This window comes from Paenibacillus sp. FSL W7-1332 (genome assembly GCF_037969785.1).
Lineage (GTDB): Bacteria > Bacillota > Bacilli > Paenibacillales > Paenibacillaceae > Paenibacillus_AQ.
This window is the reverse complement of record NZ_CP150209.1, coordinates 2,706,179-2,731,795: the sequence shown is the minus strand read 5'-3', so window position 1 is coordinate 2,731,795 and position 25,617 is coordinate 2,706,179. Positions and strand designations below refer to the sequence as shown.

The 25,617-nt window shown below is 50.6% G+C and carries 21 protein-coding genes and 1 other annotated feature; of the genes, 9 read left to right on the top strand and 12 right to left on the bottom strand.

The features are described from left to right. Nucleotides 1–481: 481 nt before the first annotated feature. The 10 genes from MKX98_RS12130 to leuC all read right to left on the bottom strand — a co-directional run bounded on the left by MKX98_RS12130 (nt 482) and on the right by leuC (nt 15,191). On the bottom strand, nt 482–4,129 hold the full coding sequence (locus MKX98_RS12130) for a dynamin family protein (protein ID WP_339223129.1): 3,648 nt from the start codon (nt 4,127–4,129) through the stop codon (nt 482–484). Between the two features lie 295 nt (nt 4,130–4,424). Beyond that, nucleotides 4,425–4,706 carry a hypothetical protein gene (locus tag MKX98_RS12125; protein ID WP_006209564.1) on the bottom strand — a complete coding sequence of 94 codons (282 nt, stop codon included), beginning with the start codon at nt 4,704–4,706 and terminating at the stop codon, nt 4,425–4,427. 252 nt (nt 4,707–4,958) lie between these two features. Then, complete coding sequence (gene nth / locus MKX98_RS12120) at nt 4,959–5,630, bottom strand: endonuclease III (protein WP_220685808.1); 672 nt, start codon at nt 5,628–5,630, stop codon at nt 4,959–4,961. A gap of 85 nt (nt 5,631–5,715) precedes the next feature. Then, nucleotides 5,716–8,445 (bottom strand): S-layer homology domain-containing protein, encoded by a 2,730-nt coding sequence (locus MKX98_RS12115; protein ID WP_339223127.1) that lies wholly within the window; start codon nt 8,443–8,445, stop codon nt 5,716–5,718. 78 nt (nt 8,446–8,523) lie between these two features. Continuing rightward, nucleotides 8,524–9,123 carry a GerMN domain-containing protein gene (locus MKX98_RS12110; RefSeq protein ID WP_220685810.1) on the bottom strand — a complete coding sequence of 200 codons (600 nt, stop codon included), beginning with the start codon at nt 9,121–9,123 and terminating at the stop codon, nt 8,524–8,526. Nucleotides 9,124–9,162: 39 nt separating this feature from the next. Then, entirely contained in the window at nt 9,163–10,542 is a 1,380-nt protein-coding gene (locus MKX98_RS12105) for an N-acetylmuramoyl-L-alanine amidase family protein (RefSeq protein ID WP_220685811.1), read from the bottom strand. Between the two features lie 201 nt (nt 10,543–10,743). After that, nucleotides 10,744–11,430, bottom strand: coding sequence for a GerMN domain-containing protein (locus MKX98_RS12100; RefSeq protein ID WP_194541985.1), 687 nt, complete (start codon nt 11,428–11,430; stop codon nt 10,744–10,746). Nucleotides 11,431–11,470: 40 nt separating this feature from the next. Continuing rightward, nucleotides 11,471–12,907 carry an N-acetylmuramoyl-L-alanine amidase family protein gene (locus tag MKX98_RS12095; RefSeq protein ID WP_220685813.1) on the bottom strand — a complete coding sequence of 479 codons (1,437 nt, stop codon included), beginning with the start codon at nt 12,905–12,907 and terminating at the stop codon, nt 11,471–11,473. Nucleotides 12,908–13,143: 236 nt separating this feature from the next. Then, on the bottom strand, nt 13,144–13,746 hold the full coding sequence (gene leuD / locus MKX98_RS12090) for a 3-isopropylmalate dehydratase small subunit (RefSeq protein WP_194541983.1): 603 nt from the start codon (nt 13,744–13,746) through the stop codon (nt 13,144–13,146). A 20-nt stretch (nt 13,747–13,766) separates the two neighbouring features. Beyond that, nucleotides 13,767–15,191, bottom strand: a complete 1,425-nt coding sequence (gene leuC / locus MKX98_RS12085; RefSeq protein ID WP_071218348.1) for a 3-isopropylmalate dehydratase large subunit — start codon at nt 15,189–15,191, stop codon at nt 13,767–13,769. 185 nt (nt 15,192–15,376) lie between these two features. Between leuC and MKX98_RS12080 the strand changes: the two genes are divergently transcribed. Beyond that, nucleotides 15,377–16,306 carry a LysR family transcriptional regulator gene (locus tag MKX98_RS12080; protein WP_071218349.1) on the top strand — a complete coding sequence of 310 codons (930 nt, stop codon included), beginning with the start codon at nt 15,377–15,379 and terminating at the stop codon, nt 16,304–16,306. 116 nt (nt 16,307–16,422) lie between these two features. On the opposite strand, the gene MKX98_RS12075 is transcribed toward MKX98_RS12080, so the two are convergent. Beyond that, nucleotides 16,423–16,611, bottom strand: coding sequence for a hypothetical protein (locus tag MKX98_RS12075; RefSeq protein WP_233354816.1), 189 nt, complete (start codon nt 16,609–16,611; stop codon nt 16,423–16,425). Nucleotides 16,612–16,705: 94 nt separating this feature from the next. Beyond that, nucleotides 16,706–17,518: a carbon-nitrogen family hydrolase gene (locus MKX98_RS12070; RefSeq protein ID WP_220687468.1), complete on the bottom strand. Its 813-nt coding sequence runs from the start codon at nt 17,516–17,518 to the stop codon at nt 16,706–16,708. Between the two features lie 254 nt (nt 17,519–17,772). On the opposite strand from MKX98_RS12070, the gene MKX98_RS12065 reads away from it, so the two are divergent. The 8 genes from MKX98_RS12065 (at nt 17,773) to MKX98_RS12030 (ending at nt 25,590) form a co-directional block, all read left to right on the top strand. Further along, nucleotides 17,773–18,966, top strand: a complete 1,194-nt coding sequence (locus MKX98_RS12065) for a pyridoxal phosphate-dependent aminotransferase (RefSeq protein ID WP_220685814.1) — start codon at nt 17,773–17,775, stop codon at nt 18,964–18,966. Nucleotides 18,967–19,032: 66 nt separating this feature from the next. Next, nucleotides 19,033–19,248, top strand: a binding site (T-box leader). Nucleotides 19,249–19,334: 86 nt separating this feature from the next. Next, nucleotides 19,335–20,438 carry a glutamate 5-kinase gene (gene proB / locus MKX98_RS12060; RefSeq protein WP_220685815.1) on the top strand — a complete coding sequence of 368 codons (1,104 nt, stop codon included), beginning with the start codon at nt 19,335–19,337 and terminating at the stop codon, nt 20,436–20,438. Between the two features lie 57 nt (nt 20,439–20,495). Then, nucleotides 20,496–21,743, top strand: a complete 1,248-nt coding sequence (locus MKX98_RS12055) for a glutamate-5-semialdehyde dehydrogenase (protein WP_194541979.1) — start codon at nt 20,496–20,498, stop codon at nt 21,741–21,743. A 35-nt stretch (nt 21,744–21,778) separates the two neighbouring features. Continuing rightward, entirely contained in the window at nt 21,779–22,648 is an 870-nt protein-coding gene (gene proC / locus MKX98_RS12050) for a pyrroline-5-carboxylate reductase (protein WP_071218354.1), read from the top strand. Further along, a complete protein-coding gene (locus MKX98_RS12045) occupies nt 22,645–23,859 on the top strand; it encodes a 2,3-diketo-5-methylthiopentyl-1-phosphate enolase (protein WP_194541978.1) in 1,215 nt (404 codons plus the stop codon). The genes proC and MKX98_RS12045 overlap by 4 nt, the downstream gene beginning before the upstream one ends. Further along, nucleotides 23,856–24,536, top strand: a complete 681-nt coding sequence (locus tag MKX98_RS12040) for a 2-hydroxy-3-keto-5-methylthiopentenyl-1-phosphate phosphatase (RefSeq protein ID WP_220685818.1) — start codon at nt 23,856–23,858, stop codon at nt 24,534–24,536. The genes MKX98_RS12045 and MKX98_RS12040 overlap by 4 nt, the downstream gene beginning before the upstream one ends. Further along, nucleotides 24,537–25,193 carry a methylthioribulose 1-phosphate dehydratase gene (locus MKX98_RS12035; protein ID WP_113056887.1) on the top strand — a complete coding sequence of 219 codons (657 nt, stop codon included), beginning with the start codon at nt 24,537–24,539 and terminating at the stop codon, nt 25,191–25,193. A 103-nt stretch (nt 25,194–25,296) separates the two neighbouring features. After that, nucleotides 25,297–25,590, top strand: a complete 294-nt coding sequence (locus tag MKX98_RS12030; RefSeq protein WP_071218358.1) for an SdpI family protein — start codon at nt 25,297–25,299, stop codon at nt 25,588–25,590. Nucleotides 25,591–25,617: the final 27 nt, after the last annotated feature.

The following is a 25,617-nucleotide window of genomic DNA, read 5'->3' as shown; positions in this document are numbered from 1 at the left end:
TTTATGAAGTTTATCATCGACCTGAACCCGCGGCAAAGAGGGAAAACCGCCATAAATGAGCCAAAAGGACCTAAAGGGGGCAAATAGTATAACTTATCTTTGTTTCATAATGAAATCATCGGAAATTCTCATTAATACTAGGGGATATAATCACATTGTCAGTCCCTTCAACCATCAGGCTTCATCCACGATTTCCGACTTTTTTGAACATGCTTGAAAAAGGGTAAAATCCTAAGCCGTTTTCACCCCAGTGCGAACGTTGTAACGGATTAAAATATGTCATACCATCCTCTTGACCTTATCCACCCGAACGAGCATAGGAAAAAAGGCGCCCCGCCAGGATGGCATTTGGGACGCCCTTTGATGGAAAAGTATGCGATTGGAGTTTAGACCTGCATAACATCGTTATTCGTATGGAAGCTTCAGACTCCAACATCTACACCTTTCGTTGTGTGCACATGTTATGGCATAAGATCCGCCATTACCGAGCCGCCTGAATCATAGCTTCCAGCTCATTCGCCAGCTTACTCCACAACAACGGAGACTGACCGTCCTGCAGCGAACCGAGGATGGCAGCCATGGATTCCTTCAGCTGTTCCTCCAACACCGATACATGATGCTGCAATGAACGTACACTCATCCGAACATAGTGGTCCGTCAGCTGCTCTTCCCGAATGCTCACCACACTCGCCACGGCTTCCTTCACCTTCGGCTCTGCCGCTTCTCGAAGCTTGAAGCTTCCGCTGCCCTCAAAGAAATGCTTCGGGTTCTTAAATGTCGACCAGAAGGCCAACCAATCCCCTTGTATTTGCAATTCCGTTTCTTCCAGCTCCGGCGGTGACCAGTCCTTATCCCTCCGGATGGCAAGGGACAAGCCCTCGGCCATACCGTTGATATCCGCTGCTGCTTTAAGCGCTGCGTCTTCGGTTAATTTGCGGCCGGCCATCTCTAATCGAAGCGTTGTTGCCCATAACTCCTGATCCAGCTCCGTGGACATCGTCCGCATCAAATCACGCCCGCAAGCCGCAAAGGCCGATTTCAGGTGACCTGCGTCCTCCCGAAGCACGGAAGGATTAAACGACTCCTGAAAGAAACGGTTCATGGCATAATCCAACCGCTGCCGTACATGAAACAGCAGCTCGCTGCTTTCCTGCGCGATATCACGGGACATGTTAATCTCCGTTAAAGCCGCAAGACGGGATAAGGCTCGTTTGTGAACCTCTTCCAGCTCCACGATTTTACGCTCACGCGTGGTCTCATCCTGGGCTGCCATATCGGCCCAAGCTATGATTCGATCCCTCACCGAAGCCAGTTCATCATAACCGGCGCGCTCTGAAAGCCTTGGCAGCTCTTCAACCGCAAAACGGCTAAGCGCATCTTCAAATACCGGGAACCCCGATTCCTGCAATTTCGCTTCATCCCCATACAGCTTACTATCCAGCGCTGCCAAACTGGAAACAGGGAAGATATGCGGGCTGCCTACCCCGCTGGACGTCAGGTTGGTACGAACATGCTTCACCACCTCATCCAGTTCCTCTTCGGATTGTGCAAGATCTGCGGCATTGACGATAAAAAACATTTTATCCAGCGCAAAGCTGTCTTTAACCCTGCCCAGCTGGGACAGGAATTGCCGATCCGCTTTGGAGAAAGCATGGTTGTAATACGTTACGTATACGATAGCGTCCGCATTTTTAATATAATTGAACGTTACGCCGGTGTGCCGGGCATGAAGGGAATCGGCTCCAGGCGTATCCACCAGCACGATCCCCTGCTCTGTCATCGGACAGCTGTAATACAGATCTATCCCGTCAACAAAACAGGATTTGGTTTCGTCGGCCACATAGCCCCGATATTCCGCCAGCTCTACGGTTTCTGTCATACCCAGTTTGGTCTCCATCATGTCAAAGCCGGCTGCCGCAGCCTTCAGAAACCCATAATGCGGCAATCCTGCCGGATGAATACCGGCCGGATTCAATGCTTCTGCCGCGCTTCGCCAATTGCTCGGAGTTGGTTCTTGGAGACCCAGCACGCTGAAGGAGTACTTCAAATCGTCCCACCACATCTCGCGGCTCTTCATGCGCACGTCTGCGGTACCATGGGTTTTCCCTTCTGCCGGTGCCACAATCCGGTTCACCGCCGCCGTTGTCGGGTGCGGTGATACCGGCAATACCGACTCGCCAAGCAGAGCATTGGCGAAGGAGGACTTCCCGGCGCTGAACGCGCCGAACAGCGCCAAAGTGAACGAGCCGCCCGCAAGCGCATCCGCGCGGGCGGTTATATCCCGCGCGGCCGATGCCAGCGCGGGATGCGGCGCCAGCAGCGCGGCCGCCGCGCGCAGCTCGGCTGCCGCGGCATCCAGCCGCTGGCGCCGCTGCGGTGCCGCCGCCTGCGTCCCGGCGGCGCGGGGCGCCGTGCGCCCGTGCCCCGGCTGCGCCGCCGGGGCACCGCCCTGGGCAGCCGCTGGCGCGGGCTGCCCTTCCGGCTCCCTCACCTCCGGCAGGAGGCCGGGGGTGAGGGAGGTGCGCGGCGGGAGCAGCTGCGCCAGCTCGGCCGCACGGGCGGCTTCCGCCTGCTGCAGGGCTGCATAGCTGGCGGAAGCCGCAGATTGCGCCAGGAGCTCGGCACCCTGGCGCTCCAGGTCCTGCAGACGGACGGCCGCAGCGTCCGTCAATACCGCCTTCAGCCGGTCGGCCAGCACCAACACGGCCCTGCGGTAGCTGCCCTTGATTTCCTCGGCCAGCTCCCGGTTATAGTTCAGTACGTATTCGCCGGACACCGTCGCTTCCGGATTCACGATCCGCGTAATCATATCCTCCCGCACACCGGGAAACTCAGCGTCCATCAGGCTCTCCCATTCGGTATTCCACTCCGTATGCTGTTCCACGCTTTTACGGAACAGCGAACGCAGATGCCAATCGATCTGCGATGCGGTCTGTTCCTCCAATCGATGATAGAAAGCCTCGAGACGGCGCCGACGCTCCTCTTCCGTCTTGCCGCCTGTGAACAGAAACCCGACTTTAAACCCGCTTTTGCGGCTTTCCAGAAAGGCCAGACTTAAATCCCGAACATCCGCCGGCGTCAGATTGGCGTTTGCCAGAAGGATATCCGCTTCTTTGCGCAGCTCCGAGCGAACGGTCTCTGGCAGCAGCTGGACGGTTCTTTTTTGATCCTCCAGCTCCTGCAGCCGTGCTTTCATCGCCGCTGCGGCCTCCTCGCCGCCCATTTCCTCCAGCAGCCGCTCCTTCTCTTCCTGATGGCTTCTGGTATAGGCCTCCACATGCTGATCGGCAGCATGACGAATAGAGCAGGATACGCTGTAGCGCAGCAACGGCTCCTTATGAGATATCAGTTCACCGATCAAGGACTTTAGTAACCCCCATTGATTATAGGGATGATCCTGAGCTTTAAGCGAAGTGCATAGCAGCCCCTTATACGTGATCTTCCACTGGGCGAACGCCTTCTTCACGTCATTCAGATAAGCAGAAAGCGTCAACTCGTCATCACGATGCTTGTCGATCTGATTGACGATCAGATACAGCGGTTTGCCCCAATCGGACAAACTCTTGGCAAACATCAGATTACTCTCGGACTGCACATGATTATAATCCATGACGTAAAAAACGATGTCAGCCATATGGAGGGCAGAATGCGTGGCAAGCCGGTGCCCGTCATCCGTTGAATCAACCCCGGGGGTATCCATCAAGACGCCATCTTCGCCAAGCAGCGGCACATCATCCCACACTTCAATCGCGGAATACTCCCGGCCCTCCTTGCAGTATTCGGCAAGTTCGTCGATTGTTACCGTTAAAGGCTCTCCAGGCTCCGCAGCAGATCGGTGAATCAACGCACGTGGCTCACCGCTTCGGATTGTAACCACATTCGCACTTGTCGGTACCGGACCCGAGGGCAGTACCTTTTTGCCGCAAAGCGCATTAATCATGCTCGACTTCCCTGCGGAAAAATGTCCGCAGAAGGCCAGCGTCAGCTCACCACCTGTACCCTTGCGTATTAAATCCTCCGTCAAAGCGGAGGAAGATTCGTCATTCCACTCCAAAAAACGGTCCCGAACTCTGGTTAGTTCCGTAACACTGTATCCGATTTCATGCTCAGCCATCAACTTCAATGTCATTTCTCGCTCCTGTCCATTGATCTCTCAATTTCTGACACATTCTATTCACATCATTTTATTTTATCACCGCTTGCACTGTAAAGGAATCATTGCATTTCATTTTCGGCCGTTGTCTTGATATAACAGTCCTTTATCTATGCAAAATGGCAGGTCAAGGAAGTGATCTTCCTTGCCTGCCATGGGTCCAAACCTTCTTAATGCCGGCACATACAGGAGGAATGAGGTGAAAGTACACACTCGATCACCCTGAAGAACCAGGTTTATCTCATATTTTAAAACATCAAATTTGAAGAACTTAAGATACAACGGTGTTTTCTTCTGCCGGAATTAAAATTTCAAAGACATTTCCGTGCTGCAGAATGGTTAACCCGCGTGATTTATCGCGCATGACCACCACTTCAGGCTTCTGCGACATACGCTCCAGATAATGCTCGGGAGCATCCCCGGAATGACTGAACGTCACGCCTTCGACTTCTTGCTCTTCATTCTCACTCAGCTGGCTTTGGCTCTCCACCACATGTTCAAAAATATCTGAGAACAATTCAAAATTGTCGGTGTAAACAGAGATGCATTTCATGTGTAATCCCATCCTCTTTTAAATTTAGCTCATGCCGATCCAGGATACCGTCTCTTTTACCTCGCGAAAAACCGACTTTTGATCACTGTTGTTTCCAGATTTCCATTCACCCATGCGGCTAAAGATAGAAATCCGGAGACAAAGGCAAGCATTGCGCTTGCTTGCAATTATGTCCATTTCGCTAGCTATTCATTAAAGTACCGTGTTTCCAACGAATCAGATGAACCTCTTTTTTGTCTATTTCTTGCTGTTTTACAGTTGTTCCTTATTCTTCCTGACTGCTAAGGTTTTCATACGTTTCTTTCCTTCACGGCAAACATCCAGCAATGGGCATACCGGGCATTGCGGATTTTGAGCCTTGCAGTGATACCGTCCGAAAAAAATGATCCGATGATGGGTCAGCGTCCATTCTTCACGCGGTACCCGCTTCATCAGCTTTTTCTCCACTTCCAGCACGGAATCTTTCCAGGCGGCCAGTCCAAGTCGCTTGGAAACCCGCTCCACATGCGTGTCTACCGCGATGGCAGGCACACCAAAGGCATTGGAAACGACGACATTGGCTGTCTTACGTCCAACCCCAGGTAATTTGACCAGCTCATCATGAGCTTCCGGTACCTCACCGCCATACTGTTCGATCAGAATCCTGCACAAATTCTGAATATGTTTGGCCTTATTCCGGTATAATCCGATCCGCCTAATATCCTGCTCAAGTTCCTCGATCGGTACCGATACATAATCCAGAGGCGTTTTGTATTTCTGAAACAGATCCCTTGTCACTTTATTAACCGTTTCATCCGTGCACTGGGCGGACAGCAGCACGGCGATGGTCAGCTCAAACGCATTGCTGTGATGCAGTTCGCAATGTGCATCCGGAAACATGCTCTCCATCGTGTCCAAAATATGCCGTACCGTTGCCGCATTCATATGATTTCCCTCCCGCAAAAAAAAATCTTGATGCGGAAATCCCCGCATCAAGACGGTGTTTCTCGAGCAATCCCAGGTCGATAATTTACTGTTTTACGATCTCAACAACGACACCGTTGTTTAAGTACAGTACAATATTATCATTTTCCTTAAGGGATTGCACGGACAAAGTAGTGTCACCTTGATGAACAAATACTTTATCCGATAATACATACCGGAAATTATCGTTAATCGATTTGCGTTTTACTTGAATTTCCGTATTGCTTGCCTGCCAGAATGCACGTTCAACCTTCTCCAGAACCTGGATAATGGTAACGCCCTGAATGTCTTTTCGAATCTCTACGCGATCTCCTGAGGTCAATGCGCTTAAATTCGAAGCCGTTGAACCATTCTTAACGACTTTAACTCCGCCGCTTACACCTAACGTCTGGCTATTGCCTGAATAATCCTTCGTGGTCAATGCATTTGCGGAAGCATCAACGCTTGTCACTTCGCCAAGCGTCAATTTAACTTCAGCTACCGCTACAGGCGTTAAGCCTTGGAACGTTATATTAACGAGTGCTCCCGGACGCAAATCAGCGAGCAGAATTACTTGTCCGGTTTCGCCGGTCAATATGGATTTATCGGTATAAATATCGCTTGTGGAGCCGTTTGCTTTCACTCGAATACGGTTCCTTGTGGGTTCCGTTGAAACAACCTCAAATTGTGCGGAAGTTTTGAGTTTTAAGCTCTGTAAGTAATCCTGATTGTTCGACAGCTGGGCTAACACTTCGTCACCAATCCGCAAATCTGCCAGGGATGCGCCTGATCTGCCGAAGATTTCCACAATCGGACTATTGTAGTAAGAGATTTCTTCCGCTTTACCGTTAGCGGTCATAATCGAAATCACTTGCTTGGATGTATTAATGCTGTTAATTTTACCTTCTACTTTGTATACCACTTCTAATGAGAGTACGCGGGTACCAATCAGGGAGACACTTACCTTGCGTCCCGAGACAAGCAGTGGTCCAACTTTATCCAGCGTGGTTCCGTAGCTCGAGTCCAGCTTCGTCTTGTCATCCAAGACGATTACACGAGGCTGGTTGTTCGCATCCTTGACGGTCAGCCAGTGCGTCTTCCCGTCGTAATTTACGACGGTAACGGCATCCAACTGCTCGATTTGACGACCCGTTACTTCGATTTTCGAAATTTTTTCCTCAGCGTTAATGGTCAGTGTTACCTGGTCACCGGATACGGCATCAGCGAGTAAATCGGACAGAACAGGTTTAGCCACGCCGTTAATAAAGATTTCCGGCTTCTCTGCCAGATACTTCGTTTCGAGCTGTGTACTTCCACTTCGCTTGTATGTGATGGTCTTCCCGTTCTCTTCAATGGAATAAAGCATTGCCTGCACGGTACGATCGACGCTTTGCGTAACTTCCATCGTCTGCAGAACGCTGTTTTCTACCGAAAAGTTCACGGTGTAGCCGCTCTTCAATTCAGCCGGAGCCAAAATCTGATTCTGATATCGAATGACGGTGGCATCATCCCACGTGTACGTATCCTCATAACCGGTGCTATCCTTAAGGGTTACTCTTTTGTTTACCGTATCCACGTTCTGAACGACGCCTGCTCCCGTCTTGTTAACCAAGCCGCTCTTCACCCGGATTGACACGATTTTCTTCTGCGGGCTGTATGTTTCGCGTTCAATCGTAAGCAGACTGCCGGCAGCAAGCGTCTTCGGATCGATCTTGGTTCCGTTCTGATCCAGGAACACCGTGCTTGGCTCGTAACTCAACTCTTCAAAGGTGCTGCCAGTATCCAGCCAAATGACGTTGTTCGGCGACAAACGTGCATATGTGCGGTCAAGCCGCTCCACTTGCTGGGTCGAATCCGTAATTTCTACGTAAGCAGCCGTTCCGTTATTCACGATGACCACTGCTTGTGTGTAAGGATTGATCTCCGAGAATTGCAATCTCTTCTCCGAATCCGAGGTGAAATACGCTGTCGAATTATCCAGCTTGAATGAATTCAGCTTGCCATCGGCATAAAGCTCCAGCTTGCCGTTCTCGATCGAAGCGATAGAACCTTTGTATTGGTTCTCGTAATTTGTGGTAATGTAGGCCTGGGCACGGCTGAGGAACGTTGCAAGCTGGGCACGGGTAACGGCCCCTTGCGGATCGAACTTGTTGCCGTTCAAGCCTTTTGCAAGACCTAACTCAACGGCTACATTGACATATCCCAGACGATCCGGGGATATCTTGGCGTTATCCGCAAAGCCTGTCGCTTTATTTTTAGCTGCATCAGCCTCCGCCGTACGTCCAATGGAACGGACAAGGACTTCGGTTATCCATTCCCGGGATGCTTTCTGCGCGCCCCAAATGACTTTCTCGTCCGTATATCCGGATTCTTTTTGCTTGTCGAGCAGGTTTTGCTGAAAAGCCAGTTCAACATACTTCGTAAAATAATCATTCACTTTAATATTTGTCGGTAATGTCGCAGCGCCGTTGCTTAATTGATCCTGCATGCTTAAGAACCGGATCGCCATCGTTACGGCTTCCTGCTGCGTTACGGGATCGTTCGGACGAAACTTTCCGTTATTCCCGGTCACGATCCCCTGTGCTGCTAACTGATAAATATACTTTTCTCCCCAATATCCGGCATTAACGTCACTGAATGCGTTTATGGCCGTTTGGGATGCATTTGCCGTTGTCGCATTTGACGCTTCTTCATCTGCCGAGACGATCGAAGCCCCGCCTCCGAATGCTATAAGTCCGGCCATGACGGCGGAGACCACTTTTTTGGAATGAACATGTTTGCTGTGTCTAAGTACCATTTTCTTTCCCCTCTCAATAACTACTGCTTCATCATATACTAATATTCGACAGCAGATCGTGATCTCCTTCAACCATCATTACCGAGTCATCGGATTTTCCATATCGACATGACCCATTAACGATTCGGTCTGCTGACCATCCACCAGAATTTGAAGTGATTTCACTTCGTCAAACTGGAAAAAGGTTTTTTTGATCGCATCGATGGCAAACGACTCGCCGCCTGCACCCAGGTTAGCTTCGTCCGGAACCGTCACATCGAGCGTCAGAGCTCCGTTTTCAAATTTCAACGAATTCAGTCCGATTTTCTCCCACAGGGGAACCATATCGGCCTTATCGCTCTTTTGCAATGCTTGATACGCCGCTTCGTATTTTTCTTGATCTTCCTTATACGAAATTTCGGCCGTACCTTCTACCAGCTCCATCAAATCTGGATCCGTGTAATAGGCTTTGATGCTCTCTGTTTTTGCTTCCGGCGTTGTCACTTCGCTGCCGCTGCCCGTAGACGATCCGCCTGATCCGTTCGACGCTCCACTATGATCCTGTCCTGTCTGATCATCAGGTGCAGGCGTTACTTGCCCAGGCGTATTGTCCGGAGCTGCTCCGGGTTTCTGCCCGCAACCGGCACCAATCAGCATTACGGCTGCCAGTAGGCCAGCCGACCATATTTTTTTATTCAAAAGTAGCCACCTCCTGCAATCACGATCCCTGTCGTATCGTTAATCAACCTTCAAATAATTTTTGATCCCTCTGACAATGGCCTCGGCTACTCGATCCTGCGTTGCCGGATCAAAAAGCTTGCTCTCATCGGTCTTGTTGCTCAGGAACCCGACTTCCAGCAGAGCGCCAGGCATTTTGGTCTCGCGAATGACATGGAAATTGCCGTATCTCACTCCGCGATCCTTTAAGCCCATAGCCTTTACGATCTCTTTATGGAGTGCATTCGCCAGCGCTTTGTCAGATTCATGGTAGTAATAGGTTTCGGTTCCGCTTGCAGTGGAAGGGCCGCTATTAGCATGTATCGATATGAAAACATCAGCCTTCAGATCATTCGCAATTTTTGCGCGATCCTTCAGCTCGAGGAAAGTATCGTTACTGCGAGTCAAAACGACTTCGATATTTTGTTCTTTGGCCAACAATTTCTCAACTTTCAGCGCCATCGCGAGGTTGAAATCCTTCTCCCTCTTCTTCGTTACCCCGATTGCTCCCGGATCGTGGTCTCCATGACCCGCATCTATGACCACAAGCTTCTTCCCGCCTGTACCAGGTGTAGGGTTGGAGCCCGTATTCAAATCCACAATGAATAGGCCCGATCCGTTCTCAAGGCCTGAAACGGTGTAATTTTTGCCATAGTTGAGATCAATGACAATGCGCACGGTCATCGGGTTGCTGTTGTACAAGGAATAACGTACGGATTTGACATCCGGATATCCCGTTACGTCCATCTGACCGGTCTTCATCACGTCATCAAAGCTGGCATTGCTGCTGAACGTATCCGAGAAATTCGTGTTCACCATATCGATGACGATACGGTCCGGATTGCTAAGCTTTGATACATTCGGCTTGGCATTGCCCGTAACGGCGACCATCAGCCTGTTTTCGCTGAAACTGATGCCGTCCACAGTCGACGTAGTTACGCCAGGCTCTTCACTAGGGTTACTCCCGTCGTAGGACGAGGTCAGATAGACGGACTTCTTCGCGTTATCCCATCTTACTTGAAGGCCCATCTGCTCACTTACAAACCGGATGGGAACCAGTGTTGTTCCACCGCGTAGAACAGGTGCCTTGGTCATTTGTACGCGCTGACCGTTGATGTCAGCTTGCTGACTTCCAATCACCATCGTTACTGTCTGCGAGCCGTCTTGGACAGTTACCGTCTTGGTCGCCTTGTTCCAGTACACGTCAAATCCCAGATTCTCGGATATGACACGGATCGGAACCATGACGGTGCCGTTATTGTTCTCGACCTTCACGCCAGATGACAGATTGATTTGTTGACCATCCAGGTAAATCTTTGCGCTGTACGAACTCGCATCCGCCATTTTAGGAAACGCAATCATGATGACAACCAGAAACATTAAAAAACCGAACTTCTTCATCCTTCACCCCTACCATCCTATTATTTTGCCACAGATTGGCGTTTCTGCACTCAGCCTGTCCGACATTACCTGACAACCTATAGACGCAAAGTCACGATGAAAGTTGCGAAATTGTTCCCTTTTTACCAAAAAAACACCTATTTCAAAAACTGAAATAGGTGTTTAGTCCTTCATTTGAATTTCGTTAATAGTACCTTATAACTACTTCCGAGTCATTGGATGCTCCAGCTCAACATGTCCCATTAAACTTTCGATCTGATTACCATCTACCAGCAATTCCAGGGACTGCACCTCATCGAACTGGAAGAAGGTTTTCTGCAAGGCATCAATCGCAAACATTTCCCCTCCGGATCCGAGGTTGGCTTCGGCTGGTTTGGTGATATCCAGCGTCAAAGCTCCTTTATCAAACTTAAGTGACTTCAGCGTAATCTTATCCGACCATAGTGGACTTAGTTCGGCATCACTGCTCGTTTGAAGTCCTTCAAAGGCTTTCTTATATTTATCTTCTTCACCCGAGTACGTGATCTCTTTGCTTGCCTCTTTCAGATCGATCATCTCAGGGTCCGTATAATAGAGTTTAATATTGGCCTTCTTCGCTTGGTCCTCCGTTGCATTCACATCCTTTGTATCCACAGGGGTCCCAGTGCTTTCACCGGTTGTGCTCTGCGGTGGTGTGCTTGTTCCCTCGCCCGCGTTTACAGGTATTGCTTCATCTTCCTTATGATCATCAGCCGCCGTTTCTTCCGGATTATCCTGCGGCGTTTGTACTTCTTCTGTTGCGGTCTCCGGATTTGTCTCGGCAGGGGCTGCAGTCGGCTTCTGTCCACAGCCGGCACTAAATGCAAGCAGCAGCGCCAGCAATCCTGTCATCCAATATTTTTTGTTCATGACTTTCGTCCCCCTCTAAGTTCATCAAATCTTGTACACATTATTGTACTTGAAGATATTCTTTAATACCCGCTACAATACCTTGTGCAACACGATTCTGGAAATCGTCTTCAAACAACTGGGCTTCGTCACCCTTGTTGCTCAAAAAGCCAATCTCGAGCAGGACAGCCGGCATCGTCGTTTCTCTCGTCACATGAAGACTGCTATATTTGACTCCCCGATCCATGAGTTCAGTCGCCTTGACAAGATGTTTATGCATCACGTTCGCCAAAGGTTTGCTGGCATCTCTCGTGAAGTAAGTCTCTGTGCCGTGCGGACTGCTGGAATTGTTGCTGTTTCCGTGAATCGATACAAATATATCGGCCTTTATGGAATTCGCCACTTTCACGCGATCGCTAAGACCCAGCGTTGAATCGTCGCTCCGCGTCATCACAACATTAATGTTCTTTTCTTTTCTCAGCAAGGCTTCCACTTTCAAAGCAATATTAAGATTAAGAACCTTCTCTTGATTACCGTTCGCGCTGATCGCGCCCGGCTGACTGCCGCCGTGACCGGCATCAATAACAACCGTCTTCTTGCCGTTGCCGGTCACCGGGGGAACGGGCGGTACGAGGATTTCTCCCTCTGCGTTCAGGTCAACAATAATGAGCCCCGCTTCTTGGGTTACTCCATAATTTGTAGGTCCTGTCAGGTCGATGACAATACGCACAGTTGACGGATTGTCACTGAACATGGCATATCGTACTTTCATAACATCGGGATAATCCGTGATTTCCATCTCGCCGCCGCTTTGCGGATTCACAGCATGTCCAGCCAGGAATGCAGAAGAGAATACGGTATCGGGAAGATCGATAACAATCCGATCGGGTCCTGTCACTTTAAAGACATTTGGCGTAACCGCACCTTCTGTAGCAATCATCAACCGATTGTCGCTAAAGCTGAGCCCCGTCATGGCTGCCTGGTTCCCTGTTTCGACAGGCGGAGGTGTTTGACTGCCCGGATTGTTTCCGGCACCTGGATCGACCTCTCCTTCAGAGACCGGTGGTAGGGAGCTGGAGAGGAACACTGCCTTCGTCTGGTTGTCCCATTTCACATCAAGCCCCATCTGTTCACTAACAAACCGAAGCGGCACAAGCGTGCTCTTCCCATTCAAGACAGGTGGTAAATTCAGATCAACCTGAGCACCGTTCAATTCTGCCTGATGGCTGCCGACCACCATGCGGACCGTCTTCTCGCTGTTCTCAACGGTAACGGTTTGGCTGGCCTTCTCCCAACCTACCTTGAAGCCGAGATTCTCGGATACCACGCGGATCGGAATCATCACGTTACCTTTCATGTTGGCTACCTGGACGCCCGAAGACAAATTCAATGGTTCCCCGTCAAGAAAAATGGCCGCATTTGAAGAACTGGCTTCACCACTTTTCGGAAACGCCAGCAAGAAGACTATCAACATCATTACAAACCCTAACTTCTTCATGAATCCACCTCGATCATCCCATGATTAAATTTGAAAAGCAAATCTAGCAATAAAACTAAAAATATGTAAATCAGCACATTCCCGACAGACGCTGCCGGACAAATACTGACATAAAACAATGATTCCTCTTGGCTGCCGCTGCATATTAATTCCATAATACCAAAAAAAACTTCCATTTCCTACACAGGAAATGGAAGTTTAATAATCTTGTAACCTTTTGCAGTGGAATTGCGAGATTAAGCGAACAGACGCTCCCCATGCTTCTTCTCGTATGCATCGATTGCACTTTCATGCTGCAGCGTCAAACCGATGTCATCCAGCCCTTGAAGCAGGAATTGACGGCGGTGCTCGTCAAGATCAAAGTCAATATGGAGTCCTTGATCATCCGTTATCGTTTTGCTCTCCAGATCGACGTTCAGCTTATATCCTTCATTACCTTCTGTGCGCTGGAACAATTCTTCCACCTGCTCCTCCGACAGTTTGATCGGAAGAATCCCGTTCTTAAAGCAGTTATTGTAGAAAATGTCAGCAAACGATGGAGCGATGACCACGCGGAATCCGTAATCGAGAATCGCCCAAGGGGCATGCTCACGGGAAGAACCACAGCCAAAGTTGGCACGGGAAATCAGAATGGTCGAGCCTTGGTAACGAGGCTGGTTCAGCGAGAAGGTGTCGATATTGCCTCCCTCTTCATCAAACCGCCACTCGTAAAACAGAAACTGTCCAAATCCTGTACGTTCAATCCGTTTCAAAAACTGTTTCGGAATAATGGCGTCCGTATCTACATTCACCCGGTCTACAGGTGCGACAATACCGTGTAATTTCGTAAATGCTTGCATAAACTTCTCCTCCGTCCTTCTTAGCTCACAACTTCTTCGGCTGCAAAGTTCCAGTCACGTACATCCACAAAGCGTCCTTTAACCGCAGCTGCCGCTGCCATTGCCGGCGACACGAGATGCGTTCTGCCGCCGCGGCCTTGGCGTCCTTCGAAGTTACGATTGGACGTGGATGCGCAGCGTTGTCCCGGCTTCAGTACATCCGGATTCATCGCGAGACACATACTGCAGCCTGCTTCACGCCATTCGAAACCCGCTTCAACAAAAATTTTGTCGAGCCCTTCTTGTTCAGCCTGGATCTTCACTCGGCCTGATCCGGGAACAACGATGGCTGTCACATTGCTGGACACTTTATGGCCCTTCGCTACGGCTGCTGCCGCACGCAAATCTTCAATGCGTCCATTCGTGCAAGAACCGATAAAGACATAATCGATCGGAATTTCGGACATTGGCGTCCCTGGCACAAGCGCCATATACTCCAGCGCTTTCTCCGCTGCCTTGCGCTCATTCTCGGTCTTGAAATCCGCAGGGTTAGGAACCGTCGAGGAAATGTCAGTACCCATACCCGGGCTCGTTCCCCAAGTTACTTGAGGGATCAGAGATTCTACATCGAACTCAACCACCACGTCGAACTCGGCGCCTTCGTCTGTCACAAGCTCTTTCCAAGCGGCTACTGCAGCATCAAAAGCTTCGCCTTGCGGAACATATTGACGTCCGCGCAAGTATTCAAACGTCGTTTCATCCGGAGCGATCATGCCCGCTCTGGCTCCGCCTTCGATGGACATGTTGCACACGGTCATGCGCTCTTCCATCGACAATTCGCGGATCGCTTCACCCGTATACTCAATAACATAGCCTGTTGCAAAATCCGTTCCGTATTTCGCAATTACGCCAAGGATCATATCCTTGGCCGTTACGCCCGGATTGCGGCGACCGACAAAGCGCACTTCCATGGTCTTTGCTTTGGCCTGCTGCAAACATTGGGTTGCCAGAACATGCTCAACCTCGCTTGTTCCGATACCGAACGCAAGGGCGCCGAATGCACCGTGTGTGGATGTATGGCTGTCGCCGCATACAATCGTTTTGCCCGGATGCGTTAAGCCAAGTTCCGGCCCCATGACGTGCACAACGCCTTGATCAATCGTATCGAGATCATACAGGGTAACGCCAAAATCCTGACAGTTCTTGGTCAGTGTATCGATTTGCTGCTTCGAAATCGGATCCGTAATGTTAAAACGGTCTTTCGTTGGAACGTTGTGATCCATCGTTGCGAAGGTCAGTTCAGGACGGCGTACTTTACGGCCGCTAAGACGCAAACCCTCAAATGCTTGCGGTGAAGTTACCTCGTGAACCAAATGCAGGTCAATGTACAAAATACCCGGCTTGCCTTCCTCTTGATGAATAACGTGGTTATCCCAAATTTTTTCGAACATTGTCTTCTTACTCATCATCATCACCCCATTGTTCTTTACGTCCATGAGAAGATATTTGCTTGTCATCTTCTTTAAATATAAGGAAGATCTACAACGCATCATCTTTACGTTGATAGTAATATATCATTTCCTTCTTCATTGTTCCAAGATATAATATCTATAAAAGTAATAGGATTCAGCTATAACGGAGTGATGCTTAAATGGAACTGAGACAACTGCAATATACGCTGCAAATCGCGGCGGATAAAAATTTTTCCCGAGCCGCGGAGAAGCTTCATATCGCCCAGCCTTCCTTGAGCCAGCAGCTCTCCAAGCTGGAGAAAGAGCTCGGCGTGCTGCTGTTCCAGCGCAATACCAGCAACGTTGAGCTTACCCATGCCGGAGCCAGCTTTGTCGAGCATGCCCAGAAGATCATGGACGCCGTCGAGCAGCTGAAGCAGGAGATGTCGGATATCTCTCAGCTTCGAAAGGGTAAGGTCGTAGTCGGCAGCATGCCGATTACAGGTTCTCACCTGCTGCCACGGGTTTTGCCTGCCTTTAAAAAGGGATATCCGGATATTGAGATCACCCTGTTGGAAGACTCCTCCATGAACCTGGAGAAGCTGACGGCCAGCGGCAAGGCCGATCTTAGCCTCCTGGCGCTGCCGCTGTCCGAGCCGTCGCTGTCCTGGATTCCCATCGGTGAGGAAATGATCGACTTGGCTGTTCCTCCGCAGCATCCGCTTGCGCTGCGGGCAGCCTCCGATCCCGTACGGCCCATCACAATCGATGAAATCCGAAACGAAGCGTTTGTTGTCCTCAAAAAAGGACAGGGCTTCCGGAAGCTCACCTTTGATATATGTCGGGAGGCAGGCTTTGAACCGAACGTTGTATTCGAGAGCAGCAACATCGAGACGCTCCAATCTCTGGTCGCAACCGGAATGGGCATAACGCTGGTGCCTCGTTTTATCGCCCGTGCGAAACGCAGCGAGTTTATTCCTGTCTACTTGCCGCTCGCTGATCCGGTTCCGAGCCGCACGCTGGTTGTGGCTTACCGCAACGGCCGCTATTTGTCCAAAGCGGCGGATGCGTTCATCGATACTTTTAAGCAGGTCATGGACAAGCTGGTTGTGGAGAGCGTTCAGGACTAGTGCACGCTGCCCCATGAATAAAGAGAAGAAGCTCAGCCAAGGTCAATGAACAAGACCAAGCTGAGCTTCTTTTCAACGTCTAATTATAGCACTCCCATTTCGTTTTAAACGGAGTTTTATTTGCGCAAATTATGCTGGTCAATCAATCGGTTCTGTTCATCCGCTGTACGGGACTGATCCTGAATCGACTCGTTCTTTCCGTTGCCGCCCCCGGCAACGTTTTCCACAAAGTTGCGGAACTGTTGTTTCTGCTCTTCTTCCTGCTCATGGTTTTGGCTGTCGAATTGATTGTTGTCTGCCATCATTCTCAAAGCCTCCTCTCAGACGGATTACCCATAGTATACCCGCCTCTGCCCAGATGAAACTTCATTTTTTAGAGGAGTTTAACCATCATCACTTTTATTGAAAATACAAATTCGGACGGCGGTCTTCAAAAACCGGAATGCGTCCTCTCACTTCATCCGTAAGACCGCAATCCAGCGTACCGGTCAGGATCATTTCCTGCTCATCCCCTTCGGCAATGACCTCCCCCCATGGATCGATGATCATGGAGTGACCGAAAAAGTCCGTTTCTCCGCTGGTTCCTACTCGATTACACGCAACGACGTACATTTGGTTCTCGATCGCTCTGGCCATGAGCAGCGTTCTCCAATGATGCAGCCGCGGATGCGGCCACTCCGCTGGCACAAACAGCACTTGAGCGCCGCCGAGTGCGAGGGTGCGGGACAGCTCGGGGAACCGTATATCGTAACAGATCGACGCGCCCGCTTTTAATTGTTCCAGCTCAAAGGTTACGGGCTGCTGCCCAGCTTGCAGAAACTTCTCTTCATCCATCAGGCGGAACAGGTGAATTTTGGAATATTTGGCGATCTGCTCCCCGCTCCGGTTAAATACATACATGCTGTTATAAATCCGATCTTCGATTCGTTCGGCTACAGACCCGCCTACGACTTGGATACGATGTTTTCGTGCAAATTCGCTCAGCATGCGAAAGGTTTCCTGTCCCATGGGATCGGCAAGCTCTTGAATTCGGTCCAGCGCATACCCCGTATTCCACATTTCCGGCAGCACGATGACGTCCGGCTTCCTATCAGCCGCTGCGGCCTGCTCCATCATGCCGAGCATTTTACTCATATTGGCCTTTACGTTTCCTATTTCAATATCGGCTTGGATAAGTGCGATATTCAATTGAGCCTTTGCTTCTCCAGTCATCTTGCAGCCTCCTGTTATTCCGGTTGAATCCAGCACCAGCGCCGATGTAATCATGAAATCCATGATCGGGCTCTTTTTCAGGAATTCATCCGTTCTCTATATGTCATCATCATAGCCTCCCCCGCCCTGTTGCTGCAACACCCAAGCACCATTTCCCTCTATACACCCCTGATAAATCGTGTTAAATTAATCCTAATTGTTTTCAATATCAGCTGTATTCGAGCGTAATTAGATAACGGAGTGATGAAACTGCAATGAACAACAAATTAAACGAATTCCAAATAGAGCCGGCCGAGATGATGTCCCAGCTGCCCACGCAATTTTTCGCGACCTTGGTCTCCAAGGTAAACCGCCAAGTGGCGCAGGGACATGATGTGATCAATCTCGGACAGGGAAATCCCGATCAGCCCACACCGCCTCATATCGTATCCAGCTTGAAGGAAGCGGCCGACAATCCGCAGTTTCACAAATATTCGCCTTTTACCGGCTTTTCCTTTCTTAAAGAAGCCATTGCGCATCGATATAAGGAAGACTACAACGTGGATCTGGATCCGGAGACGGAGGTAGCGATTCTGTTTGGAGGAAAAACAGGGCTTGTACAGCTTCCGCAAGTGCTTCTGAATCCGGGCGATGTATGTCTTGTCCCGGACCCCGGTTATCCGGATTACTGGTCAGGCGTTGCACTGGCCCGTGCCCAGATGAAATTCATGCCGTTAACCGCTGCGAACCGGTTTCTTCCCGACTATGGCGCGATCACACCAGCAGACAGAGAAAAAGCGAAGCTGATGTTCTTAAATTACCCGAATAATCCGACATCCGCCGTCGCTCCCCTGTCCTTCTACGAGGATACGGTAGCATTCGCCGCCGAACACGGGATCGTTGTAGCCAGCGATTTTGCTTATGGAGCGATCGGGTTTGATGGAGATCGTCCAGTCAGCTTTTTGCAGGCAGAAGGAGCCAAAGAAGTTGGCGTGGAATTTTACACGCTCTCCAAAACCTATAATATGGCCGGATGGCGCGTTGGCTTTGCCCTGGGGAACAAAAACATCATCTCGCTGATCAATATGCTGCAGGACCACATCTATGTCAGCCTGTTCGGCGGCATTCAGGCAGCAGCGGCCACGGCTCTCACCTCGCCGCAAGACTGCGTTGAGGAGTTGGTGGCACGCTACCAATCGAGAAGGGATGCCTTCTATGGCACCCTGTCCGAAATCGGCTGGGAAGCTCAAAAACCGGCTGGCTCCTTTTTCAGCTGGCTGCCGGTACCGAAGGGCTTTACTTCGGTATCCTTTGCCGATCTGCTGCTTGAGGAGGCCAAGGTCGCGGTTGCGCCTGGTGTCGGCTTTGGCGATCACGGCGAAGGATATGTCCGCGTCGGCCTGTTAAGCAGCGAAGAGCGAATGCAGGAAGCCGCCTACCGAATCGGCAAGCTGAACCTGTTCGGTTAACCTTTTTCCTTTTGAAAAAACAAAAACGATGTGCTATTCTTGCAATAACAATTGAATGCAGTTTTCACAAACGCAATGACGGGACCAGTACGAAAGCATATGGCACGATGACCAGAGAGCGAATTCCATGGGCTGAAAGAATTTGCCGTGACCCCCTTTCCGAAACCTACCCCCGAGCGGCCTGGCTTGCCAGGACAGTGCCTTCTGTTACAGGGTTAAAGCCGGATGAGCTGCGCTCATCAACAAAGGTGGTACCGCGGAAGTCAAACTTTCGTCCTTTTTCATACAGGACGAAAGTTTTTTTGTTTTCAGGAAATGGATTCGTTACAGCTATACCTACCCATCATAAATACAAGGAAGTGATCACGATGCTATCGCGCATCGTCGTAAAAATCGGAAGCAGCTCCCTTACGACAGACGAGGGCGGACTTAATCTTGATTCCATCGCCTTCTTTGCCGGAGAGCTTGCCGCTCTCCGCAAAGCCGGTCATGAGGTTCTGCTCGTGACATCCGGCGCCGTCGCAGCAGGGTTTCGAGAGATCGGCTACGAGAGCAGACCGAAGCTGCTGCATGAGAAGCAAGCATCCGCCGCACTGGGCCAAGCGCTGCTGATGCGTGCTTACCAGAATGCGCTGGCCACCCATCAATTGAAGGCCGCGCAAATTCTATTGACGAGAGGCGACTTCGCGAACCGCAAACGCATGAATAATGCCAACATGACGATTACGGAGCTTCTGAAGCAAGGCGTTATTCCGATTATTAATGAGAACGACACCGTTTCCATTGACGAACTGAAATTTGGCGATAACGATACGTTATCCGCTCTGGTTGCGAACTTGGTCCGCGCCCAGCAATTAATCATCCTGACCGATACGGATGGTTTGTACACGGCTGATCCACGCAAGTCGCCGGATGCAACGAAATATGAGGAAATTGATGAAATTACCGATGAGATTTACAGCATGGCAGGAGGCGCTGGTTCCAGCGTAGGTACAGGCGGCATGCGATCGAAAATCGATGCTGCCAAAATCGCCACCCGCGGCGGTGTCCCCGTCTTCGTTGGCAAAGCCAGCGAGACCGGCGATTTGCTTAAGGCGCTTGAGCATGCAGGTAAAGGCACCTATTTTGCTACCCACCTATCCTCTCTGCCGATGAAAAAGCAGTGGCTCGGCTTTATGTCCTCGCCGCTAGGCCGGATCGTTGTCGATCCGGGCGCCGAGAAGGCGCTGATTCACGGAGGCCACAGCCTCCTTCCCGTTGGCATTAAACGGATCGAAGGCAGCTTCCATGCCGGGGACGTGGTGGAAGTCGTTAATATGAACAACGAAAGGCTCGGCAGGGGGATCGTCAATTACGATGAGGACCAGTTGCAAGCCGTACTCGGTTTGCCGAGCAGTCAAGTAATCGGCATCATCGGGGAAATCCATCGGCTTGAGGTCATTCACCGAGATGAATGGATCACGTTAAAATAATCTGGTTCCCATAACCAATAATGCTTTTCCTAATCATCCATCTAAGGAGGAATTATTATGAGTGAGGTTCGCAATAAAGCCAAGCTGGCCAAACAGGCCGCATTCGGTCTTGGCAGACTGAGCACCGAGGAGAAAAATCAGGCTCTGCTCATCATGGCAGACGCACTGATCCAACGGACAGCTGATATTATGGAAGCAAACGCGGAGGATCTACGTCGCGGGAAGGAGCTTGGCACCTCCGCCTCCCTCCTGGACCGATTGGCACTGAATGAAACCAGAATCGAGGGCATTGCCGAAGGCTTACGCCAAATCGTTAAGCTGCCGGACCCAATCGGCGACACCTTGGAAACGATCGATCGCCCGAACGGACTGAACATCGTCAAGAAACGTGTTCCCCTTGGCGTGATCGGCATCATTTATGAAGCACGTCCAAATGTGACGGTCGATGCAGCCGGACTGTGCTTGAAGACAGGCAACGCGGTCGTACTCCGCGGGGGTTCTTCCGCCCTCTCCTCCAACCGCAAAATCATCGAGGTGCTTCACGAAGCTATGGAACGCACCGCACTGCCTAAGGATGCGCTTCAGCTTATCGAGGACCCGAACCGTTCCTCCGTGGATGAAATGCTGAAGCTCAACGGACTGCTGGATGTCATTATCCCTCGCGGCGGGAGCTCGCTGATCCAGAACGTTGTGTTAAATGCCACGGTGCCCGTGATCGAAACCGGAGCCGGGATATGTCATACCTATATAGATGCATCGGCAGAGCCGGACATGGCAGTTGCCATCAGTCTCAATGCCAAGGTGCAGCGCCCTTCGGTCTGCAATTCCATGGAAACCCTGCTCGTCCATGCTGATTATGCCAAATCACATCTGACCGTGCTGGCTGAAGCATTCCGCGAGCGTAACGTCGAGCTGCGAGGATGTCAGCGTACCCTGGATTACGTTCCTTGGGCTGTAAAAGCGACGTCTGAGGATTACGCTACCGAGTACAACGACTATATCTTAAACATCAAAATCGTGGATCACCTGGATGAGGCCATTGAGCATATTTCGATTAATGGCACAAAGCATTCGGAATGTATCGTTACGGAGGATAAGGATCATGCGCAGCGCTTCTTGCAGGAAGTAGACGCAGCTGCTGTTTATCATAACGCTTCGACCCGTTTCACCGATGGCTTTGAATTTGGCTTCGGCGCCGAAATCGGGATCAGCACCCAGAAGCTGCATGCCAGAGGTCCTATGGGATTACCCGCGCTTACTTCCTCCAAATATGTTATTATCGGTAGTGGTCAAATACGCGAATAAATCATTCATCTAAAGCCATAAAGGAGGAAATAACGATGTGCCAATCCCCGCAGAACCGACCTTTAATAGATAAAGCAATCACCTTCTACGGCGCCGGCTCGATGGCCGAAGCGATCGTACGAGGATTAGTCAGCCGTTCTGTCGTGCTTCCTGAGAATATTACGATGCTTAATCGGAGCAATGTTCAGCGCCTTCAGGAACTGAGTGAGCGCTATGGTGTCCAGATCAATAACGACGATGCCGCTAAAATCGAAATTCTGAAAACTTCGCCGGTGATCGTGCTTGCCATGAAACCGAAGGATGCTGCTAAAGCGTTAAAAGAACTGGGACCGAAGCTCTCAAGCGATCAATTGATCATCTCCGTGATTGCCGGACTTTCGATTTATACGACGCAGACGCTGCTTGGAACCCAGCAGCCCATTGCACGTACGATGCCGAATACATCCGCCTCCATCGGGCTTGGTTCCACAGGAATCGCGTTCTCGAAGGAAATCAGCGAAGAACAGCGCCAACTGGTCATGACCTTGTTCGAAGCTGTTGGTAATGTAACGGTCATTGAAGAAGAGAAGATGGATATCCTGACCGGTATATCCGGCAGTGGTCCGGCTTACTTCTATTACATGATGGAAGCCATGACTGCCGCAGGGATCCGCGGCGGCTTGACGCCGGAACAAAGCCGCGAGCTGACACTCCAAACCATTCTGGGCGCCGCCCGGATGGTGCAGCAGACCGGGGAACAGCCTTCATCGCTTCGTGCGAAAATTACATCCCCGAACGGATCAACGCAAGCGGCCCTCGAAACGCTCGATAAAGGCGATTTCTTCGAAACCGTCATTGCCGCCGTGAACCGCTGTGCTGAGCGTTCCAAAGAAATGGGCGCCATGCTGAAGGAGCAGATCTCATGAGCCGCTGTATCGCAACGTACCGAATCTATGACGACCAGGCGGATTTTCGTAAGAAGGCGACTTCCATCGCCGTTGGCATGACGGTCGGCAGCTGGACCGAGCTGCCGCAAGCCAAGCGTGAAGCGATGCAGAAGCATCTTGGCGAAGTTGTTGACATTCAGGTTCACGAGGGCTGGGAGCCAGGCAGCCGGTATGCGGACGTCAGCATTGCTTATCCGGACATTAATTTCAGCCGGGATATCCCAGCCCTGCTGGTGACCGTGTTCGGCAAAATTTCCATGGACGGGCGCATCAAACTGACTTCCCTGGATTTGTCTCCCGACTTCTTGAGTGCGTTTCCCGGACCGAAATATGGCATCGACGGAGTCCGCGATCTACTCGGCGTCCATGACCGCCCTCTGCTCATGAGCATATTCAAGTCAGTAATCGGACTGAATGCGGACGAGCTTAGAGCCCAATTTATCCGTCAGGCGCTTGGTGGGGTGGATCTTATCAAAGATGATGAAATCCTGTTCGAGAACGACCTCACCCCAATCGAAAAACGGGTAAGCATGTGCATCCAGGCTGCTGCCGACGTGGAACAACAGACAGGCAAAAAACTGCTGTATGCAGCCAATCTGACCGGACGGACGTCGAGGCTGCGTGAGCAAGCGCTGCGTGCGATTGATGCCGGCGCTAACGCCCTGCTCTTTAATGTGCTGTCCTATGGGTATGACGTTTTGCAAGAGTTAAGCAGTGATCCGGATATCACCGTGCCTATTGCGGCTCACCCTGCGCTTGCCGGGGCCATTTATCCTTCTCCGTACTATGGGATAACGGCTCCGCTGCTGCTCGGCCAGCTGATGCGGATTGCCGGCGCGGATCTGGTGCTCTTCCCTTCTCCTTACGGATCGGTAACGATGCCGAGAGAAGAGAATCTCGCGATACGCGACGAGCTGCACAGCGCTAAACTTGGCGTGAAACGAAGCATGCCGGTACCATCCGCAGGAATTCATCCTGGACTCGTTCCCCGCATCATCCGGGACTTTGGCACCGATGTGGTCGTTAACGCTGGCGGCGGAATCCACGGACATCCGATGGGAACCGAAGCGGGCGGCAAAGCCTTTGTACAAGCGATCGAGGCGACGATGAAATCCGTGCCACTCGCCCACTTTGCCGAGGAACACGAAGAGCTGAAAGCCGCATTGGACATCTGGGGAGGAGAAGTATGACATCTGGAGATAAACAGCCGATCATTTTTTGCGATTTCGACGGAACCATCACAAACAACGATAACATCGTCGCCATTATGAAGCACTTCAAACCGGAAGGCTTTGAGTCGATCATGCAGGACACGCTTGACCGCACCATTTCAATTCGGGAAGGCGTAGGCCGCATGTTCGCGCTCTTCCCTTCCTCCATGAGAGAAGAAATTACCGAATATGTTCTAAACCATGCAGGGATTCGGGAAGGCTTCAGTGCATTCCTGGATTATTTAAAATCCGAACAGATTGAATTCTACGTTACAAGCGGCGGCATCGATTTCTTTGTCGATCCTCTGCTGAAGCCTTTTGGCATCCCGGCAGACCATATCTTCTGCAACGGCTCCAATTTCGAAGGGGATCACATTGAGATTACCTGGCCTCATCCTTGCAAGGAATCCTGCCATAACGACTGCGGCATGTGCAAGGTCACGGTGATGGACCGTTTTCCGGCCGACCGGTATTACCGCATTCTGATCGGTGACAGCCTGACCGATTTTGAAGGTGCCAAGCAAGCGGATCTGGTTTATTCCCGCTCCTCGCTCACCGAGCAATGCAAGAAGCTAGGCGTACATCATGTACCCTTCGAGACATTTACCGATATCCAGAACGACATGAAAGACAAGTTTAAACAGGAGGTGCTGTAAGTGGCATTTTCAGATATCCAGCTTGAACAGAAACAAGCTGCCCTGCAGGATCTTAGAGGGATCAAGGAACTGTTCGCTTCTAGAAACTGGTTCCCCGGCACCAGCGGTAATCTATCTGTCCGTGTTGGCGAGTTCAACCCGGAGCAGTTTTATTTTGCGGTGACAGCCAGCGGAAAAGACAAGTCGGTACATACGCCTGAAGATTATCTTTTTGTGGATCAGAACGGCGTGCCTTGCGAAGCAACCGGCTTAAAACCTAGCGCGGAAACCTTGATTCACTGCGAAATTTATCGCAAGACCGGCTGCGGTGCCATTTTCCATGTGCACACCATCGACAACAATCTGATCAGCGATTGGTATGGGGAACAAGGTTATGTCCCTGCCCAAGGAATCGAGCTGATCAAAGCCTTTAACATTTGGGAAGAAGACGCGGCGATTCGCATTCCGATCCTGCCGAACTACGCAGACATTCCACGGATTGCAGAGCTCGTTCCGGATGCGCTCGATCCTGCGGTACCCGGCATATTGCTGCGTAACCACGGCATCTATGCCTGGGGCAAAAATGCATTCGAAGCCAAGAAACATCTGGAGGCTTTTGAGTTTATATTCGAATACGCCTACCGTCGTCTGCTTCTGAATGCAGCCGGATCCAAGTAATATATTCATATTTGCAGATATAGGGCTTGAACAGCCGGATGCTCCCTTATCCAGCGTTCTTGGGGTGCATCCGGCGTTATATTTCCGTTAGGAGTGTGTAGGGATGCTCGAAAGTTTAGCCATTGGCATCGTATTTGTTTTGTATGGTTTGGTCCTCTTTTTGATTCCGCCCAAAAGTTCCAAGAGTTTTTATGCTTATAAAACTACGTCATCTCTCAAAAATGAACGGAACTTTAAAGTTGCCAACGCCTATGTCAGTCTGCTGCTGATGATTTTTGGAGTCATCCTGCTACTGATCGCCAGGCTTACCGGCCATTTCATGACGACAGGCATTGCGACCGTGATCGTTTTTATCCTGATATACATACTCGTTGAACGAAAATTAAAAAACCTGTAAAACGATTCATAATCGTTTACAGGTTTT